Source organism: Bacillus sp. E214 (assembly GCF_008087365.1).
Taxonomy (GTDB): domain Bacteria; phylum Bacillota; class Bacilli; order Bacillales; family Pradoshiaceae; genus Pradoshia.
In genome coordinates this window covers 519,456-540,640 of sequence record NZ_VENN01000002.1, presented here as the reverse complement: position 1 = coordinate 540,640, position 21,185 = coordinate 519,456, and the positions used below count along the sequence as shown (strand labels likewise).

Here is a 21,185-nt window from a genome sequence, read left to right as displayed (position 1 = left end):
AATGGTAGCAGGGAATTGTGTAGAACCAATTCCCTGCTCATCTACTTATTCAATATTTCCTAATGTCAATGCCATTACAGATTTGATTGTATGCATTCTGTTTTCAGCTTGATCAAATACTTTGGAATGCTTGCTGCGGAAGACTTCATCTGTAACTTCCATTTCAGCTAATCCGTGCTCTTCATGAATCGCACGACCATAAGAAGTTTCTAAGTCATGGAATGCCGGTAAGCAGTGTAAGAAGATCACGTTGTCATTTCCAGTCATTTTGATCATATCCATATTCACTTGATATGGAGCTAATAAAGCGATACGTTCTGCGAACTTGTCTTCTTCTCCCATTGATACCCAAACATCTGTGTAGATAACATCAGCGCCGGATACTGCCTCTTCAACATTAGATGTGATTGTTACACGGCCTTGGGACTCTTTTGCTAATTCCTTAGCAAGTTCAACAATAGATGCTTCTGGGAATAAAGATTCCGGTGAACAGATACGTACATCCATACCAACTTTTGCACCGCCGACAAGTAAGCTGTTTGCTACGTTGTTACGGCCATCCCCAACGTATACGAATTTAACGCCTTTTAAGTGGCCTACATTTTCTTTCACTGTTAAGAAGTCCGCTAAAGTTTGAGTTGGATGCCATAAATCTGTAAGACCATTCCATACAGGAACTCCGGAGTGCTCAGCCAAAGATTCCACTTTTGCATGTTCAAAGCCACGGAATTCGATACCATCAAACATACGGCCTAAAACTTTAGCAGTATCTTCAATAGATTCTTTTTTTCCAAGTTGGATATCATCTTTTCCAAGATACTCAGGATGAGCGCCTAAATCAGTACAAGCTACCGTAAAAGCACAACGTGTACGAGTTGATGGTTTTTCAAATAATAAGGCAATATTTTTACCTTCCATATAACGGTGAGGAATGCCTTGTTTTTTCTTTTCCTTTAACTCAGCAGCAAAATCAATCATGTGTAAGAATTCTTCTTCAGTGAAATCTTTCTCAGCCAAGAAACTTCTACCTTTAAGGTCTGGTCTTGTTTTAATCATTTTATATACTCCCTCCAACGATAACCTTTTAATCAACTAAATCTTTTATTAAATGTCTTCACGTACTAGAGGCATGCTCATGCAGCGTGGGCCCCCACGGCCACGAGACAATTCAGAGCTTTTGATTTCAATAACTTTTACACCATGTTTGCGTAAGCACTCGTTTGAGATATAGTTACGGTCATATGTAACAACTACACCAGGTGCAATCGCCAGTGTATTGGAACCATCATTCCACTGTTCACGTGGAGCTGCGATTTCATCTCCGTCACCACAAAGGATGATTTCAAGTTCAGGCAAGTTAAGCACTTCTTTTAAAGTCTCTTTAATGTCAGTACGGTGTGTGATATTTACATTAAATTCATCAGCGCCTTTTTCAAGGATGTAAATATTCATTTTACCGCCAGGTCCCTGAATCATCGGATGCATTGTAAATTTATTGTAGTCTACCATTGTAAATACAGTATCCAGGTGCATGAATGCACGGCAGCTAGGTATTTCAATAGCTATTACTTTCTTGAATTGATTTTGTTTATTCAAGATGCTAAGCGCGAATTTTTCGATTGCTTTAGCAGATGTTCTTGCTGAAACACCGATTGCGACTACTTCTGGGCTTAATACCAGTTCATCTCCCCCCTCAATTGGGTTATGATAAGTACGGTCAAGCCATACAGGAACATCTTTACCAGCAAAACGTGGATGATGCTTGATAATATATTCCATGAACATGGACTCTCTGCGTCTTGCAGGTTCGCGCATGTTATTAATTGTTAAACCGTTTCCGATAGCTGCTGCCGGGTCCCGCGTAAAATACAGGTTTGGCATTGGATCTGTATAGAATGGATAATGGTCTTCCATCAATTCATACAAATGTGTTTTTTTGCTGATCTCCAGTTCATTTTTGCGGATACCGGACATAATTTTGTCAACCATGTCTTCATTTGAAAATGATAATAAATACTCTTTAAGATTTTCAAATGTACCCTGTACCTTTGCATTGCTTTCTTCAAGCATGCGGCTAACAAATTCCTCTTTCACTTCAGGATTTGTAAGAGATTCTGCAGCAAGCTTCTCAAGGTATAAAACTTCTATTCCTTGATCTCTTAGTGTATTAGCAAAATAATCGTGCTCTTCCTGAATAATCGGCAAATAAGGAATATCATCAAACAATAGTCTCTCCAGATATTCCGGAGTAAGATTTTCTACTTCTTTTCCGGGACGCTTTAACATTACAGTTTTTAAAGTGCCGATTTCAGAAGTAACATGAATTGGATTTGTCATATTGCCTTTCCTCCTGCACACCTTATTTTTCTTACATTTTTAGTGTAAAGGAACGAAAAAAAGAGATTTGTGATTTTTTACACACAAAAAATGTGTAAATCCTCACATAAATCTCTTTAAATAGAAAAGTTTATGTATGAATATTCAATTAATTATTTTTAATTTCCTATTATTTCGCATAACTATGTATATTTTTTTGCATATCATACTTGAAATATAAAAAAATATTTCTTATAAATTTGCAACTGTTCTTAACCTTTCTTCCAGGGCCTCTGCTTGATGGATTGTACGGCAAATAATCATACAGGTATCATTCCCACATATAGTTGCCGCCTTCTCTTCCCACTCAAGTTCATCTAAAATTGCCCCAAATGAGTGGGCATGGCCAGGTAATACTTTTAGGATAATAAAATATTCTATTCTTTCAATATTTAATAATGCGTCTTGCATTTTTTTACGTAGTTTCATTGTGTCATTGTACTTATGATCTCCGATAAATCCATACTTCGTCCCTCCGGTCTTAGATGGATATTTTACCAGGCTTAATTCCCGGATATCTCGAGAAATGGTGGCTTGTGTAATATGCAACCCTTGCTTAGATAATTCTTCGACCAGCTGTTCCTGAGTTTTAATTTCATTATTCTGAATTACCTGCTTAATAATAGCGAGTCTTTTTTCCTTATTCATAATAAAATACTCCTTTTACTAAGTTCTATAATTCTATTTATACTCATTTGTGCATAGATGAGCAATATATTCATACAAAAGAATATTTTGTATTGACTTTCTATTCGGAATTTCTATACTATTTGTATATAAAATAATAAAGATAATATTTATGATGAAGAATAGTACTTAAAATACAAATTATAGCGAGCCGGGAATGGTGAGAGCCTGGTATTAATGGTTTTAAGGAACGCCCTTCTGAAATGCTCATTCGAACAACTTTAGTAGTTTGGGCCGGACTTTTCCGTTATAAAGTTAAGGTGGTTCATTAGAACAAGCAGAGTGGTACCGCGGGTTTACAGCCCGTCTCTTAAAGATTTTTAAGAGGCGGGCTTTTTTTATTATATTTTACTGGAGGCTGAGGATATGGATATAAAACTAGATGTAGCTTCTCATATGAATGAAGTACTAAAAGGTGACTTAAATCTTGAAACATGCTTGTCTTTGGTCGAAACCCCAAAGAACAAAGAGCATGGAGATTTGGCATTTCCCTGTTTCACTCTCGCAAAACTGTGGAAGCAATCTCCGCAGAAAATTGCAGTAACATTAGCTGACCAACTAAAGGATGAACGTTATGAGGATGTAAAAGCTATTGGACCGTATGTTAACTTTTTCCTCGATAAAAAGTCTATCAGTGAAAGAGTAATGAATACGATATTAACTGATCAACATCAGTACGGCACACTTTCTCTTGGACATGGTGAAAATATCGCAATTGATATGTCTTCACCCAATATCGCCAAGCCCTTTTCGATGGGGCACCTTCGCTCCACAGTAATCGGAGCCTCTATAGCCAATATTATTAAAAAATGCGGTTATACCCCTGTTAAAATTAATCACATTGGTGATTGGGGCACTCAATTCGGAAAATTAATTGTAGCCTATAAAGCTTGGGGAAATGAAGAAAAAGTTAAAAAGAGTCCCATCAGCGAACTTTTAAAGTTATATATTATCTTTCATGAAAAAGCCGAAACAGAACTTGAGCTAGAGCAACAGGGACGTGACTGGTTCAAAAAGCTGGAAGATGGGGACGAAGAAGCCACGAAATTATGGAAATGGTTCAAAGAAGAATCCCTGAAGGAATTCGAGAAAATATATGAGCTGCTTGGCATTCAATTCGACTCTTTTAATGGGGAAGCTTTTTATAATGATAAGATGGCAGAGGTTATAGAAATAATTGAGAATAGCGGCCTGCTTGTAGAAGATCAGGGTGCCATGGTAGTCAAATTAGAGGAAGAGGGATTAACACCTTGTTTAATCAAAAAATCCGATGGTGCGACTCTTTATGTAACACGGGATTTATCAGCTGCTTTATACCGTTACCGTACCTACGACTTTGCCAAGGCTGTATATGTAGTCGGAAATGAACAATCCTTACATTTTAAACAGCTTAAAGCTGTTTTAAAGAAACTTGGATTTGACTGGGCTGACGACATTTCACATGTACCATTCGGAATGATTATGAAAGACGGCAAAAAAATGTCGACTCGTAAAGGAAGAGTGGTCCTCCTCGAGGAAGTGCTGGCCGAATCAATCGAGCTTGCTCGTAAGAATATTGAGAATAAAAATCCTGATTTAAATAACAAAGATGAGGTTGCAAGACAAGTAGGCGTAGGAGCTGTTATATTCAACGATTTGAAAAATGACCGTATGAATAATATTGAATTCTCGCTCGAAGACATCCTAAAATTTGAAGGTGAAACTGGTCCCTATTTACAATATACAAATGCTCGTGCCCATTCTATTCTTAGAAAGGCCTTTACTCCTGCTAGTGCATCAGCAGGCTTGAGTGATGAATATAGCTTTGATATTGTAAAGCATTTGCTGGCATTTCCATCCGTGATTGAGCGGTCTTTCAAAAAAATGGAGCCATCCGTTATTGCTAAATACTTGATTGACTTGGCTCAATCATTTAATCGCTATTATGGACATATACGCATATTAGAGAATGACAGTGAATTGCAAAATCGCTTGGCTTTAATAAAATCAATTACCATCGTTCTTGAAGAAGGCATGCATTTATTAGGAATGGAAGCACCGCAGGAAATGTAATCCCAGCTAACCTTCAATAAAAAATATCGGAGAACCGCTTCTATGATACACGGTTCTCCGATATTTTCTATTAAGACCATTATGATTGAATTGTAAATTCAGGTACCCCTTCGAAAGCGGCTAATTCATCAGCTGTAAATTGCACTCTAATCTCTTTTTTTTCATGAACCTGTAAATAAGCTGTTACTTGTTTTTCTTTCTTTACCGAATCGGAAACAGGAAAATGCAACGTTACCTGCTGTGATTGATGCTCATAATTTTGCAGTATAATTTTGCATTCATACAGATTACCTTCATCCTGCTCTTCTATTGTACATTCGCTTTCCAAATATTCTATAGCATTAGCTCCATTCTCAGCAGCATAAATATACGTTTTGGCAGAAGTACTTAATAGACTGTTAATTACAAAAGGAATAGCAAACAATAAGACAACCAAGAATACCGGTTCAAATTTCATATATTTCTTTAAAATCTGAGGATGCTCCATAAATAGCCATTTCAAAAATAACAAGATTCCGCTGACCTGAATGATAATGGATACAATCCAAACATAAGAGACCCCAATCTCGGCTGTAACAGGAATAGAGTACGCTTGAAACAGTTGATGGCCTATAGTTTCATCCTGACCGGGCCATTTCAGTTGTAATACTAACCCCCAAATAAATATAACTGCTCCCAGTGTATGATAGGAAGTTTTGATCACATTACCCCTCCATCCCTTTAGTATAATATTCCTATTATAGTAGGGAGATGGAGAGATTTTCAATTAATCAGTTCATAAATTTTCCTCATATAACTTCTTCTTCAAAATATTCAGGTTTATGAATATGAAGCATTCGATCTTTTATGGATAGAATCTGATCCTTCTTTAATTTATTTACGACCATACTTACGGTTTCTCTGGAGGTTCCGGACATAACAGAAATTTTGGTTGTTGTAATCGGACAGTTAATACGAATGACCCCTGATTCTTCTTCACCCAAATCATTCATTAAATAATCAATCGTATTCAACACTCTTACATGTGCACTAGGGGTCATAACGTTTTTAACTCGATTTTCTTGTACCGCAAGCAACTCATTGACTTGTAGGATTACTTTTTTAAGAAGTGCAGAGTTTTTTGCCACAATACTTTCGAATGCATCCGCTACCATATAGAAGACCCGAATATCTGTTTCTGCAACGGCACTGTGATTGTAGTCCTCATTTTTAAATAAGCCCATATAAGGAAAGACCGTGTTCTTTTTGACGTAACTTGTATATAATAAGCTACCCTGTTGATTCGATTTTTCAAGCATAACAAAGCCTTCAAGCAATATATATATCCTGAGTCTCGGATCTCCTTCAAAAAATAGATATTGACCCTTCTTATATGTTCTTTCATATATAAAAGGCTCCAGTTCTTTTATCTCTTTTTCTGATAAGCACGAAAATAGGTCAACTTGTCTTAATAATTGAATTGCTTTTGCTTTCATTCGAACACCCACTTATATGTATTGTTCAGTTTACTATCAATTCTTCTATTAAATTCAGCTTGCAAACAAAATATGTTTAGAGCTGATAACAATATAAAAATCCCTTTAAGGCAAGATTCTACTTAACCTTATTTCACTCCATTGACATTTAAATTATTTTACAAACATACCGGATGCTGATCGATTGGACCTTATCCTTGCAGTAATATAGTATGGGAGCGAGTAACCATACGTATGATTTGAATATAGTTTCTATTCTATTACTATCAAAATGTATAATATCTCTTCTTTAATATTATCAAAAAATTATATTAAAATAATTAAAAGTAGATAAAAAAACAAAAAAGTATGTATTTTTAATAAATTTATTATTAAAATACATACTTTTTTTAACTCTATACATATTTGTTTAATTGGAACGTCATTTACATTCTCGCAGCACTACTTATTTTTGCCTGATTCAATTCAACATTTGCTTCTTCTATAAGAATAGAGTAATCTAAATTGTCTGTCGCTACCCGTGTAGACGCTCCCATAGATACAGTGAAATCAATTATATTAGATGCTAATTTATTTTCATCTACAAGCTGAATAAGCCCATTTCTTAATTCGGCTTGCCTCTCTCTTATTTGTTTACCAAATAGTCCTGAAAAGATGACAGCAAATCTGCTTCCCTCTATATGAGCTACCACTCCCTCTCCGTTCACTGCCACGCATAATTTTTTAGATACTTCCATTAATACTTGGTCACTATAGGTAAATTCCTGATCTCTCCTATACTCCTTCGTATAATCAATTTCGATTAAATATAATGTAACAGGTGTTCCAGACTTTTTAGATTCAAGCCAAACCTCAGTTAAATAAGAATTAAAATAACGTCGATTTGGGATATTTAAAATATAATCTGTGAATGACATTTGCCGTAATTGTTCATTTTTTTCATTTAATAGTTTTATTGAATTAAATTGGTCAGTTATCTCACTGAATACGAGTACAACTGCTTCTATATGTTTATCTGCATTTAAAACAGGATTGGCACTAACTTCGAGCCAAATAGGCTGTTGAAATTTGAAATTTTTTATGCCTATAACTTCTTTTTCAACCGGTTTACACGTATTTAATGAAACCGATATTGGGATATCATTTTTATGCATTAGATTTCCATTTCTGTCTACGAGTCCCCATAGGCCATCAATCAATGATACAGAAGAAGCACTTTCAGCTGCTATTCCAAGGATCTCACTCCCAACTCGATTTATATCAATAATTTTCCCTTGGGAATCACTGATAATGATTCCATATAAAATCGAATTAATAGATTGTCCCCTCTCCATATCACCCACGTTTATTGGCTGTCTGGATATGTAATAGGATTGAAGACTAATAACAAAAATCAATAAACCAGAGAGGAGGATTGTTCCAAATTCCAAATGTTCATAATCAAATAGGATTACTATAAAATTCAAGCCTAATAACAAGAGAAACAGAGTGAGAAATACCGGATAATATCCTATAAATAAACCCGGTAATTTTCCATATGACTTTTGTCTCATTCATTCACCTTTTCTTTACATATTATTTATATAGTTCGCACTTATGTGGTTTTATATGACTATCTCTTTATTATAAAATAAAAAATAACAATAACTGCCATGTAACATATTCTTAAACTAAATATAAAATAGTAATTTATCATTCATAAAAAACATCTATTTTGAGCCATATTAGATTGTTATTAAACAAAAAATACCCCCTGCCGATTTAAGATCAGCAAGAGGTATTCAATGTTAATTTCCTTATGAAGATGTAGAAAACATGTATTTCTTATGATGGTATCTTATGCTGAATATTAATCCGAGCGCCATCATATTGCCGAGCAATGAACTTCCCCCATAGCTTAAAAATGGTAAAGGAATACCGGTAATCGGCAGCAAGCCGATCGTCATCCCAATATTTTCAAACACATGGAAAGTCAGCATACAGATTACACCAACACATATATAGGTATTAAAATCATTTTTAGTTTCAAGTCCAATTTTTGTCATGTTATAGATCAATAAGAAGAATAAGCTGATGACAATACTTGAACCAAGGAATCCGTATTCTTCTCCAATGACAGCAAATATGAAATCTGTGTGACCTTCTGGCAAGTAAACTTCCCTATTTCCAAATCCCTTACCGGATGTGGTGCCGGATCCAATCGCTAATAGTGATTTAATTAACTGGTATCCTTCTGAGGAAGTATAGTTATACGGATCAAGCCATGCATATATACGCCCAAATTGATACTGTTTAACATGGAAATATTTCTCCATAATATTTGGATGCCATACAACGAGGTAAAAAATAACTCCAACTAACAGTGTGCCACCGCCAAATATCGGTAAAAGCAATTTCCAAGTGATACCCGATACAAAAATCATCCCAACCATAATCGCAATCATGACAAGAGAAGTACCCAAATCGGGCTGTTTCATGACAAGCAAAATCGGAATAGCTGTAGTAAGTACGATTTTACATAAAAGGATGAAGTCCGTTTGAAGTGTTTTAATCCGATGCTTCAAATGATGATTTTGGATAAGAGCCGCCAACGCCAAAATTAGAAATACCTTCATAAATTCCGATGGCTGAATTGAACCAATACCAGGAAATCTAAACCAGCTCTTTGCTCCATTGACAACTGGAGCAATACTTGTTGGTGCAATTATAATGGTCATCAATAGAAATAAGCCAAAGAAGTATAAATACCAGCTCATTTTTTTCATTTGGTCAGCATCAAATCTCATGATCACAAATGCAAGGCTGATTCCTACGATATACCAGACAATTTGCTTTACAAGAAAGTTTTCGGCATATTGACCTGTCGTTTGTGCACTATATATAGCCATACAGCTTGTTATAAAAAGCAAAAATACAATAAATAGAAGACCATAATCTATTCTCGACGTGAAATTTTTATTGTTAGACATGATAAACCACCATATTCATTACTAGTTAGGCCAGTAGCCATTTTCTTTATTATACTTGAACAAGATAAAATCACAACTGACACGGCATCAAGAATATAATTCCTGAAAAAGATAATTATACATATAAATCATTATCAATTCCACTTTCTGCAATACAGTTCTTCTTTTTACTATTTTTAATGGATTCTAATTGTACCAGTTTTATAGATTTGAACTACAAACATTTGCATCTGCAAGGAATCTTAAAATCGTTAATTTTTTCTATTTTCCATGATTAGTGTTAATGAGAAAAGTAATAAGGGTACATACTACTAAAGAGCTGACTAAAGGAGTGATCTTTTATGGAACATAAATCTAAACAAACATTCCGTCATACATATATTCCTTTAACTTCCTCTACAAGCGGAATGGGTATTGAGGTAAAAGAAGATATTTATGTCCTGAATACGCAAATTGTCAATGTGACACTGGCCGGACTTCCTAATCAAGACAATTTTGTTCTGATTGATGCCGGTATGCCTAAAGCAGATGACGAAATTATTGAAGCAGTAAACAAACGGTTCGGTGAAGGCAGTATGCCAAAAGCGATTATTTTAACACACGGCCACTTTGACCATGTTGGTGCACTCGAAGAATTACTGGATAAGTGGGATGTGCCCGTATATGCACATGAGCTGGAAATCCCTTATTTAACCGGACAAAAGAATTATCCTGAACCTGACTATAAAGCAGAGGGCGGACTTGTTCCGGATATTGCCCGCTTCTTTCCTAATCACGGCATTGATCTTGGCAATAAAGTGCAACCTCTTCCTGCTGATGGGAGTGTTCCTGAAATGCCTGGATGGAGATGGATCCATACGCCTGGGCATACACCTGGACATATTTCATTATACCGAGAAGATGACGGCTTCCTGATTGCCGGAGATGCATTTGTTGGTGTAAAACAGGAATCCCTTTATAAAGTCCTTACTCAAAAACAAGAAATCAGCGGTCCGCCCCGTTATTTCACAACAGACTGGAAAGCCGCAAAAGATTCAGTCATACAATTAAACCAGCTAAATCCAAACTTTGCTGTAACAGGTCATGGTCTTCCTCTCCTTGAGGAATATTTAAAAAAAGAGCTTAACATCCTAGCATCCAATTTTGATGAGATGGCCATTCCGAAACACAGTATTTACAAGGAAGAAGAATAGGCACTTTTTTCAAATGGACACCCTTTTTGATGCCTCTATAGACAATCGAGAATGTCCTGTTAAATCACCTTCTATAAAAATAAAAAAAGAGATTAGATAGTTTCTCTACCTCTAATCTCTTTTTTCATTTCTCTATTTCCGTAATCGAAGGATCCTTCAGTTAACATACAAAGAGACTCAATCATAAACAGCTGATAAATTTAAAATACATTTGTCATCGGTTACTTATAAAATACGAATCAGCTGATTGTGCAGGTTCCGTATTCTAACATTACAAGAAACTCAACTATATATTTCATTTCTCTATCCCTGTACCCTCTATCACATTCGTTCACATAATCTGTAAGGTTAGAATGATTCGCACGAATTATGCTGCAATTCCATTTAATTTTAAGGATATAATAAATATTTTTACTTTGTTCGCCTTTTCCAGTGACTTACCTCTACGAAACAAACACGTTGATTGAGCCTCTTTATAGGTTAAAACTTTGTATATGATCCTTCTGCCTTAATAATAACTCATATCCCATTCAAATAAATGCCTACATTTTGAACTTTTTGTTAATTATTACCTATTTATTTTACACACCCCTCCATATTTCCTTTATGATTATCTTAGAAATGCTGAAAAGGAGCTGCCAAAGGTGAAAAGGATTCTATTGATAAGTTTTACAGCTATTATCATAATCTTACTTATTTACATATCCATTCTTCAATTCAATATGTATCGCTACGCAAATCAAGAACAGGAGAAAACAATTGATTATATTATTGTACTCGGGGCAAGAGTAAAAGGTGAAACACCATCTCTGTCACTAAAGTACCGTATTGATGCTGCGGCTGACTTTTTAATAAATCATCCTAAATGTATGGCAATCCTATCCGGTGGCCAGGGAGATGGTGAGGATATTTCAGAAGCTGAGGCAATGAAAAGAGGATTAGAGGAATACGGTATACCAAGCAACAGATTAATTCTCGAAGATGCTTCGACAAACACGAAAGAAAACATATCATTTTCTAAAGAACTTATACCAAGCCACCTAAATTCTGGTGCCGTTGTAACAAATGATTACCACCTCTATCGAACAATCAAAATAGCTGAGAAACTAGATTTAAAATTAACTGGAATCCCAGCTAAAACACCTAAAATTTCAAGGCTGAAGTCACATGTCAGGGAGTACGCGGCTATAACATCCTATCGGCTAAAAAAAGACATTAGCTGGTGATTGGAATCAAAAAAAGAAATGTAGATTATGGCTGTCCCATTTTCTGCATTTCTTTTTAGTAACATCTTGTTATTCCCACGGTCTTTTTGTTGTGATGTATTCAGCAAGCTCCTTACTTTGGATACGATGAAGTTTTCGTTTAGCAGCGCGAATGCTCCCTGTCTCATTCAGTTTCTTCTCTTCCTCAGTTTCAGGGACGATGGTTGGAACACGACATGGCTTTCCTCCTTCATCTAGTGCAACAAAAGTAAGAAATGCTGTGGCTGCAATTTTACGTTCTCCACTCATTAAATTTTCAGCAATTACCTTTACAAATACCTCCATAGAGCTCTTACCAGTATAGGTCACATATGACTCCAAACATACAGAGTCCCGGGTTGTAATGGGATTTAGAAAATCTACAGAATCTGTTGAAGCCGTAACCACCGTTTTACGGCTATGTCTCGTCGCTGAAAGTGAAGCTGTCATATCAATATCACTCATTAACTTTCCGCCAAATAACGTATTATGATCGTTTACATCGCTCGGAAATATACGGTTTGTTTTTACAATTCTTGTTTCACTGCATGTCTTTGTTTCCAAGTTGTTACCTTCTTTCCTTCTATACGCTCATTTATTCTTTTTATATCTTACTATATGGAATGTTTCAACCAATACGATTCAGTGTACAGACAATATTAGTACAATTTAAGGAATCATCAAATTTGATAAATTGTTGTATAAATTATTTAATTAAATTATGGTATGCGTATAATTCCCATAACCTTTCCTGAAGGAGGAATTTAATTGAAGAGATTATTAGCCGCACTAACAGATAGGGTTACTACTAAACGCGGCATGTGGATAACGTTAATTGCATGGTTAGTGGTGACCTTAGGATTATTCTTATTTGCACCAAGTGCCAAAGATTATGATGTGTCGAGTATACAAACATTACCTGATGATGCAAAATCCGTTATTGCCAACGAAGAACTGAACAAATATTTTAAAGATGATCAGGGGGTCCCAGCCCTTTTAGTATTCTCAGCTGAGTCAGGAAAAGCAGACACGCAGACAATAAGTCAAGCGATGGATGTGATCATTAAGGAAGATATAAAAGGAGTTAAGGAAGCTGTTCCTTTTTCTTCACTGCCTCCACAGGCACAGGTACAATTCTTATCAAAGGATGGAACAACAGCTGTTGTACCGCTTAATTTTGAAAGCTCACTTGAGTCAAAAGAGATTCAAGCCGGTATTGAGGATATCTATGCTGCAGTAGAAGATACCACTGCTGATATGACATTCAAGATTACTGGACCGGCGGGAATTGCCGCTGATACATTGGGCTTATTTTCAAAAGCCGACCTTGTCTTATTATTTTCAACAGTTGGATTGATTTTAGTCCTGCTAATTGTTATTTATCGTTCCCCATTATTGGCACTTATTCCGCTTTTGGCTGCTGGTTTTGTGTATATAGTAGTAGATCAGTTGCTCGGAATAATGGGGAAAGCTGGTTTGGAAATGAGCACGCAATCTCTCTCCATTATGACCATTCTCTTATTTGCAGCTGTAATAGATTATTCTCTATTTGTCTTTGCACGATATCGAGAAGAACTGAAACGTTATACCAGCAAGCATGAAGCAATGAGTTTGGCGATGCGAGAAACAGGCGAACCTGTTTTCTTCTCAGGCGGGACGGTTTTGGCTGCCATGCTTGTCCTATTCCTAGCTAAAAATGGGGACTATCAAAGCTTTGCACCTACCTTTGCCACAACGATGTTTATCATCATGATCGCATCAGTGACACTCGTTCCGGCTTTATTTACCCTATTTGGCCGAAAATCCTTTTGGCCTAAGGTCCCTCAGGTTGGGGAAAGCAATCAAACAAAAGCTACTTTCTGGTCCAGAACTGCAAACTTTGTTACCACCAAGCCTTTAATGGCTGGAGGAATTGTATTTGCTATTCTACTTATCTCTGCCTTAAACATATTTAATATAAAATATGAATTTGATACAGTAAAAGGATTCCCAGAGGATATGCAATCTCGCGAAGGCTATGAGATTGTGGAAGAAAAGTTCGATAAAGGTGACTTGGCACCAACAACCGTTTTACTTAAATCTGAACAATCTATTTCAAAAGACCAAAGTGAAAAACTTGCAAAAACACTTGAAGAACAAAATCTAGTGGCAAGTATTCGCCAATCAGGTGCTACTGAAGATGGAAAAGCACTACAGTACAGCCTTTCATTTTCAGAAAGTCCATATGCATTAGAATCCTTAGATGCTTTAGAGTCCATACGAGACAAATCAGATAAGCTCTTAAAAGATGCAGACATTGAAGGGGAGCTATACTTCGCTGGAGAAACTGCTACAAAAGTGGACGATCGAACCATTAATGATCGGGATATTATCGTGATTGTCATTGCAGAAACATTACTCATTTTAGTCCTACTGTTTGTTCTGACCAGATCCTTCAAGATGCCGATTTATATGATGGGAACGATTTTGCTATCCTTCCTGGCAGCTCTAGGCCTTGGAACATTTTTAACAGATATCCTATTTGGTATTGATGCTATTAACACCCGTGTACCGCTGTATGCTTTCGTTTTCCTTGTAGCACTGGGTATCGATTATAATATTATTTTAATATCCAGATACAAAGAAGAACGTGAAAAGCACCCTGTTAAAAAAGCTGTAGAAATCGCGGTGGCTAATACAGGCGGTGTCATTTCCTCCGCTGGAATCATTCTTGCGGCCACATTCGCTGTATTAATGACACAGCCCATAGCCGTTTTATTTGTTTTTGGTTTTATTGTAGCAATAGGCATTATATTGGATACATTCCTTGTAAGAGGCCTATTACTGCCTTCTCTAATCCTGTTCTTTGAAAAAGATGCAGATCAACAGAAAGAAGTTCATTCAACTAAACTGTAATTTAACCCACCAATACCCGGTATTGATGACAGGATTTAAATGTCACCGATACCGGGTATTGATATTTTATAGTTTGGAAAAGAATAATTTGATCCGTCTTTCATTATATTCACCAAAATCAACCATTATAGAAAGTATGACTGTGTATCAATATCCGAATCACTAGGAGGACAGGATATGACCGAACAAAATTTTGCTAAACAACAGGAAGAACAACGACTATCAACCATTATCAAGATTATTGAGAATAAAGCCAATAAGCTGAACCAATCATCAGGTGGACTCAAGGATGAAGTCATTTATATTCGCAAAACCTTTTGGGAAGATGTCACCGTCAATATGGACAATATTGAGGATGCAGTCGAAACATTGGCGAGCATAAAACAGCAATCTGAATTACTGTCAGAAAGAGAAAGAACCCAATATCAGATTACGAAGCAACTAAAAACACTGGACCTACTTAAAGACTCCCCATATTTCGGCAGGATTGATTTTCATGAAGACGGTGAAGAACAAATAGATCAAGTCTATATTGGAATTGCTTCTCTAATGGATCAGAACAATGAAAATTTCCTGATCTATGATTGGCGTGCCCCAATCTCGAGTCTATACTATGACCACTCACCCGGACCCGCTGAATATCAAACACTCGAAGGGCCCATCACGGGCATGATGGAGCTAAAGAGACAATATATCATCAAAAATGGAAAGCTTAAAAGTATGTTTGATACCGGCTTAACAATAGGGGATGAACTCTTAAAAGAAGTTCTTGGCACCCGTGCGGATAATCAAATGAAGAATATTGTTGCCACGATTCAAAAAGAGCAAAATAAAATTATTCGTAACGTACAAAGTAAGTATTTGGTCGTCCAGGGTGTGGCCGGAAGCGGTAAAACTTCGGCTGCCCTTCAGCGCGTGGCTTTTTTACTATATCGTTATTTTGGGAAGATCAAATCAGATCATATCTTATTATTTTCTCCAAATCCCTTATTCAACAGCTATATAGCCACTGTTCTGCCTAATTTAGGTGAAGAAAACATGCAACAAATTACTTTTCAGGATTATATCGAAAAGTATGTAGGTAACGAATTTGATATCGAGGATCCTTTTCAGCAAATGGAATACGTATTGAAAAATGAACAGGATGAATATTACCAGGCTCGACTTGAAGGAATTCGTTTTAAATCCCATTTGCAGTATAAACAATTGATAGATGCCTATATTCACCATCTCAGTCGACAGGATTTAAAATTTAAAACAATTTCTTTTCGCGGTGAAACACTTATTTCGGCAAGTGAAATTGCGGAATACTTTTACTCTCTTGATAACAGGAGTCCTATCCAACTTCGTATGCAGACCGTGAAGGATTGGCTTTTACAAAAGCTGGATCAAAAAGAAAAACTCGAATATAAAAAAGAATGGGTAGAAGATGAACTAGAGTTACTTGAAACAGATGAATATACCGAGACTTATTTGGAGATTCAGGCAATAGATCGCTTGTCAGAGGACACATTTAATGATTTTGAACACGAGAAAGATGAATTGGCAAAAAAATTAGTTCGTAAATATTTTAATCCAATAAAAAAAGCCATTAAAAATCTAAAATTTATCCATGTAAAAGCTATCTATAAGAACTTCTTCCTTAATGGCTATAAATATATCAATGATGCAGATTATCCTGAATCATGGCCAAGGATTTGTGATTACACCTTAGACAAATGCAAACAAAACCAATTAGCCAATGAAGATGCAACAGCTTATATTTATTTAAAGGCACAATTGGAGGGGCGAAAAACTAATAATATTATCCGGCACTTATTTATTGATGAGGCACAGGATTATTCGCCATTTCAATTTGCTGTTCTTAAACAACTTTTTCCAAATAGTAAAATGACCATTTTAGGCGACTTTAATCAGGCTATTTATGCTCATTCGATGAATGCGCCAACCCTTCTGTCTAATGAGCTGTATGAGTCAGAGAGCTTTGAGAAGATGGTTCTGACAAAGAGCTACCGATCAACCCGTCAAATTGTTGACTTTACGAAGGAAATTTTGGGCAATGTCCAAATTGAGCCATTTAATAGAACTGGGCCAAAACCTACAATAAAAATCGTAAATAACAATTCAGAACGGACCCAGGAAATAATGAATCTGATCGCTTCTTTGGAGAACGCTGGTCATCAAACCATTGCGATTATATGCAAAACAGAAGAAGAAACTCGGAATGCCTACGTAGAATTATCAAAAAACCTCGATGTCCAGCTCATGCAAAAAAACACCTATTCGTATAATAAGGGAATATTAATTCTGCCTTCCTATTTATCAAAAGGAATTGAATTCGATGCTGTCATTATTTTTGATGCATCAAAAGAAACCTATAGCCGCGAATTGGAGAGAAAATTATTCTATACGGCTTGTACAAGAGCTATGCACGAACTCTATCTGGTTAGCAGTGATGAAATGAGTCCATTTCTTGATGGGATACCGACTGATTTATACCATGTTGATTAAAGGCATAAAAAGACCTGAATGGGCTATAACCCTTCAGGTCTTCTCCATTTATGGAGTTATTTATTCTTGTCCCGGAAAATAGATGGTAAAGGCTGTCCCTTCACCAGGCTTGCTTTTTACACGGATTGACCCTTTCATCGAATCAATTATCCGATATACCGCCATCATTCCAAGACCTGTTCCTTCTACCCCTTTTGTTGAATAATAGGGCTCGCCCAAACGCTTTAATTGTTCATTGGTCATACCAATGCCCGTATCGATGATATGTATATCTACACCTTTTCTCTTATGATCCGTGTTGATTGTAAGAGAACCCCCATGACCCATTGATTCGATTCCATTTTTTAAGATATTAACGAAACATTGCTGAAATAATTGCTTTTCTCCTCTCACTATAAAGGAAGCTACTTCAATCTGAATACGTACATTTCGCATAGTAGCCAGCGGCTGAACAATATCAGCTACTTTATTCAACTCTGCTTGAATATTGATATCTTCTTTACTGTTAATATGCGGTTTAGCAAACGCCAGAAAATCTTTAATAATGTTATCAGCCCGGTCCAATTCGGATAGCGCAATATCAATATACTGCTCCTTTTTTTCCTTCGTAAGATTCTCATCACTTCTTAATAATTGTAAAAATCCTTTCGTGGCTGTTAATGGATTACGAACTTCATGTGAAATTGAGGCTGCTAAATGACTGACAGACTGCATCTTTTCCGTATCAATCAATTTACTTTTAAAGTTTCTGTTTTTCTCTAGCCTTTCTATTGAATAAACAAGCCAGACCGTTCCAGTTATATACAAGAAAACATATAAAATTTGATTTAGTGTTTTAATATCGTTAATCATTATAATTGTAAAAATCTCCATAATAGCCAAAGAGGAAATAAGCGCCGTTACAAAGGAGGCAACTAAACGCTGCCTGGTCATTAGTTTGAAGTATTGCTTTCTCATAACCATTGCAGAGAAAAGGACAAACATGCCTGAAAAAAAGTGAAACCATTCAAATGAAGAGGTGTAAAGGATAGACGCAGTAAATGTCAGCATGTATAAACTGATACCGATTGCATACCCACCATAAAAGATACCGATAACAATGGATATAGAACTAAAATTCATGATCTGAATGCCAGGAGGTGATTCAGCAGTGAAGAATACAATATTAACAAGAATCGCAATCGCTTGACCAATTCCAACGATTAAAGGATTAATCACTCCAAGTACCCCATATTTAACATGCCAAAAGTAAATGAATTGAATAATAATCAGAATGATAAATAGATTAATAAATAACTTTGCAATGAATTCACTTGTCATCTGATTCTCCTTCTAAATACATCTATACTTGAAGTTTAGAGGAAAATATATCCAAAGTAAATTATTATTTTTAGAAGTCTCAGTATATTAATCTAAACTCATAAAAGCTAGAACTCTATATTATTAATCTTTTCGTAACCTTCAAAGGCGAGCCTCCAAAACATACTGCAATAATCCCCCTTCATTTCCGGGATAGAAAGTCCTGCATACATTAATTCATCTCCACCATATATTAAGGATGTATGTTTATCGAGGTATTCTTTCTCGGGATTTAACCCCCTGAGCCTCAGAATATGGAACGGTTCTGCAGGCTGTGCCATCATTCTGAAATACATCACAACCGTTTCAGATAAATCTTGACTAACAAATTGCCAAGCTGCCTGATTTCCTGCAAATGGGCTAAGTAATCGATAATACGTGCCAAATTGTATAATCGAACGAATTTCCTTATACAAGGAAATCTGGTCTTTAATCATTTTCTTTTCTAATTGACTCAGTTTGGAAAAATCCAGCTCGTATCCTAGATTTCCTGACATAGCAACATGTCCACGCATGTTTAAAGAAGTGTGACGATGCACCTGATGATTTGGGCTTGCTGACACATGAGCACCCATTGTCACCGGTGGATACACAAGGCTTGTTCCGTGCTGGATTTTTAACCTTGAGATAGCATCTGTATTGTCACTCGTCCATACTTGAGGCATATAAAACAGCATCCCTGGATCATATCTTCCCCCTCCCCCCGAACAACTCTCAAATAAGACCGTTGGATGGCGGGTAGTCAACACCTCTAATATATAATAGAGTCCCAGAATGTAGCGATGCCCTGTTTCTCTTTGGCGTTCTAAAGGTAAAGCAAGTGACCCCACTTCCGTCATATGTCGATTCATATCCCACTTCACATAGCTAATAGGAGCAGATAATAAGACATTTGAAACCGATTCAATAATGTACTCACATACCTCGACTCTTGTTAGATCGAGGACCAATTGATGACGTCCTAATGATTTCGGGCGATTGGGAACTTGAATACACCAATCGGGATGATTTCGATATAAGTCACTTTCCATAGATACCATTTCCGGTTCAAACCAAAGCCCAAAGTTCATCCCAAGCCGATTAATTTGCTCTGCCAGCTTTTTTAACCCACCAGGCAATTTTTGCTTATTTACAGACCAATCTCCAAGAGAAGTTTTAGTGTTGTTACGTTTTCCAAACCATCCATCATCCAGAACAAATAATTCAATTCCAAGATCCTTGCCTTCTTGTGCAAGCAGTAAAAGCTTGTCAGAGTTAAATTTAAAATAAGTAGCTTCCCAGTTATTCAACAATACTGGCCGCAGACAATCTCTGTACTGCCCTCTCGCCAATCGAAAACGATATAATTCATGATAAGTTCTCGACATGTCACTGAAACCCTTATAAGAATAAACCATAACGACTTCCGGTGTTTGAAAGATTTCTCCACTCCCCAAATGCCAACTAAAATTAAAGGGATTAATACCAATGGAAAGGCGCGTGGTTTCATACTGATCAACCTCAGCCTGCGCTATAAAATTCCCACTATAAACCAGGCTGAAACCGTATACTTCTCCATACTCTTCATTTGTATCTGGCTTTGCCAGGCACATAAAGGGATTATGCTGATGACTGCTGGCCCCACGTCTGCTCTCGATGAGATGGCTTCCGGCTGTTAAACGTTTTCTGGATAGATTACATTCATTTGCATGGGCGCCATATAAAGTGAGCAAATCAAATTCGCTTTCTCTAAAATCAACAGAAGCACTCATGGCTTTCAGTATACTCACTGGGTTATCTCCATGATTGATAAACCGGACTGACCGAGTGATCACATTGGATTGTTCGTATGTACTATACGTCAATATCGCCTGAAGCCCCGTTTGATTATCCATAAGGGTAAAATCTATAGAGGTTGCTTCCTCTTCTTCTTCAATGTACGTAGCAGGTAATCCGGTTAATTTTCGTTTCCCCTTATATATGTGAAAATGTTTATATTTTAAATCAGTAACGGCTGAACCATCCGAAAATTGAACTTGATAGGCCGGCGTACGAAAATCAGTGTTGTTTGCTGGATATTCCTGAGGCAACGTATCAAGGGAAAACGTTCTGTCAAACCCTTCTGGTTGTGGAGAGAACAATCGGTACTTAAACTGTAATTGATTGCTTTCATTCACATCCTTGATCCTTTTCCCCCAATATAAATGAGACAGATATGCTTGATGATAGATTTTTATCACATAGCTCATTTCACCAGCTTGCAAATGGAATATTTTCCGTTTAGGACAGTACGACACTCCCATTTTGATCTCCCTCATATCTTTTCTTCTATATATATGTACACGAAAATACCAACTTGCTCATAAATGCAAAAAAAAGAAGCCTTAAAATAAGGCTTCAAAGCGAAATCTTCATCAATTTAAATAATGTCTTCTACCCAAGGGG

The 21,185-nt window shown here is 36.5% G+C and carries 15 protein-coding genes and 1 other annotated feature; of the genes, 5 read left to right on the top strand and 10 right to left on the bottom strand.

The window, feature by feature from the left end; genetic code table 11:
- Nucleotides 1-45: 45 nt before the first annotated feature.
- From argF to argR, 3 genes are all read right to left on the bottom strand, one after another.
- The gene (gene argF, locus FHY47_RS11785; RefSeq protein WP_066106447.1) at nt 46-1,056 is read right to left on the bottom strand and encodes an ornithine carbamoyltransferase; all 1,011 of its coding nucleotides are present in this window, start codon (nt 1,054-1,056) and stop codon (nt 46-48) included.
- Nucleotides 1,057-1,104: 48 nt separating this feature from the next.
- Nucleotides 1,105-2,337 carry an arginine deiminase gene (gene arcA / locus FHY47_RS11780; RefSeq protein WP_066106443.1) on the bottom strand — a complete coding sequence of 411 codons (1,233 nt, stop codon included), beginning with the start codon at nt 2,335-2,337 and terminating at the stop codon, nt 1,105-1,107.
- A gap of 231 nt (nt 2,338-2,568) precedes the next feature.
- Nucleotides 2,569-3,024: an arginine repressor gene (gene argR, locus FHY47_RS11775; protein WP_066106440.1), complete on the bottom strand. Its 456-nt coding sequence runs from the start codon at nt 3,022-3,024 to the stop codon at nt 2,569-2,571.
- A 142-nt stretch (nt 3,025-3,166) separates the two neighbouring features.
- Nucleotides 3,167-3,377: a binding site (T-box leader), on the top strand.
- 52 nt (nt 3,378-3,429) lie between these two features.
- On the opposite strand from argR, the gene argS reads away from it, so the two are divergent.
- Nucleotides 3,430-5,115 carry an arginine--tRNA ligase gene (gene argS, locus FHY47_RS11770; protein ID WP_140461733.1) on the top strand — a complete coding sequence of 562 codons (1,686 nt, stop codon included), beginning with the start codon at nt 3,430-3,432 and terminating at the stop codon, nt 5,113-5,115.
- A gap of 79 nt (nt 5,116-5,194) precedes the next feature.
- On the opposite strand, the gene FHY47_RS11765 is transcribed toward argS, so the two are convergent.
- The 4 genes from FHY47_RS11765 to rodA all read right to left on the bottom strand — a co-directional run bounded on the left by FHY47_RS11765 (nt 5,195) and on the right by rodA (nt 9,559).
- Nucleotides 5,195-5,818, bottom strand: a complete 624-nt coding sequence (locus FHY47_RS11765) for a hypothetical protein (protein ID WP_139892259.1) — start codon at nt 5,816-5,818, stop codon at nt 5,195-5,197.
- Nucleotides 5,819-5,903: 85 nt separating this feature from the next.
- The gene (locus tag FHY47_RS11760; protein WP_066106431.1) at nt 5,904-6,590 is read right to left on the bottom strand and encodes a Crp/Fnr family transcriptional regulator; all 687 of its coding nucleotides are present in this window, start codon (nt 6,588-6,590) and stop codon (nt 5,904-5,906) included.
- A 425-nt stretch (nt 6,591-7,015) separates the two neighbouring features.
- The gene (locus FHY47_RS11755) at nt 7,016-8,143 is read right to left on the bottom strand and encodes a sensor domain-containing diguanylate cyclase (RefSeq protein ID WP_066106428.1); all 1,128 of its coding nucleotides are present in this window, start codon (nt 8,141-8,143) and stop codon (nt 7,016-7,018) included.
- Between the two features lie 243 nt (nt 8,144-8,386).
- Nucleotides 8,387-9,559: a rod shape-determining protein RodA gene (rodA, locus tag FHY47_RS11750; RefSeq protein ID WP_066106425.1), complete on the bottom strand. Its 1,173-nt coding sequence runs from the start codon at nt 9,557-9,559 to the stop codon at nt 8,387-8,389.
- Between the two features lie 341 nt (nt 9,560-9,900).
- Here rodA and FHY47_RS11745 point away from each other — a divergent pair, with 341 nt between their 5' ends.
- Nucleotides 9,901-10,752, top strand: a complete 852-nt coding sequence (locus FHY47_RS11745) for an MBL fold metallo-hydrolase (protein ID WP_066106422.1) — start codon at nt 9,901-9,903, stop codon at nt 10,750-10,752.
- Between the two features lie 644 nt (nt 10,753-11,396).
- On the top strand, nt 11,397-11,978 hold the full coding sequence (locus tag FHY47_RS11740; protein WP_066106420.1) for a YdcF family protein: 582 nt from the start codon (nt 11,397-11,399) through the stop codon (nt 11,976-11,978).
- Between the two features lie 69 nt (nt 11,979-12,047).
- On the opposite strand, the gene FHY47_RS11735 is transcribed toward FHY47_RS11740, so the two are convergent.
- Nucleotides 12,048-12,560: an acyl-CoA thioesterase gene (locus FHY47_RS11735; RefSeq protein WP_140461734.1), complete on the bottom strand. Its 513-nt coding sequence runs from the start codon at nt 12,558-12,560 to the stop codon at nt 12,048-12,050.
- A 204-nt stretch (nt 12,561-12,764) separates the two neighbouring features.
- Here FHY47_RS11735 and FHY47_RS11730 point away from each other — a divergent pair, with 204 nt between their 5' ends.
- Both FHY47_RS11730 and helD read left to right on the top strand, forming a co-directional pair.
- Complete coding sequence (locus FHY47_RS11730) at nt 12,765-14,891, top strand: MMPL family transporter (protein ID WP_066106414.1); 2,127 nt, start codon at nt 12,765-12,767, stop codon at nt 14,889-14,891.
- Nucleotides 14,892-15,068: 177 nt separating this feature from the next.
- Complete coding sequence (helD, locus tag FHY47_RS11725) at nt 15,069-17,402, top strand: RNA polymerase recycling motor HelD (RefSeq protein ID WP_148630699.1); 2,334 nt, start codon at nt 15,069-15,071, stop codon at nt 17,400-17,402.
- Between the two features lie 60 nt (nt 17,403-17,462).
- Here the strand turns inward: helD and FHY47_RS11720 are convergent, their stop codons facing one another.
- Nucleotides 17,463-18,722, bottom strand: coding sequence for a sensor histidine kinase (locus FHY47_RS11720; protein WP_140461736.1), 1,260 nt, complete (start codon nt 18,720-18,722; stop codon nt 17,463-17,465).
- Between the two features lie 107 nt (nt 18,723-18,829).
- The gene (locus FHY47_RS11715) at nt 18,830-21,043 is read right to left on the bottom strand and encodes an alpha-galactosidase (protein WP_148630697.1); all 2,214 of its coding nucleotides are present in this window, start codon (nt 21,041-21,043) and stop codon (nt 18,830-18,832) included.
- Nucleotides 21,044-21,185: the final 142 nt, after the last annotated feature.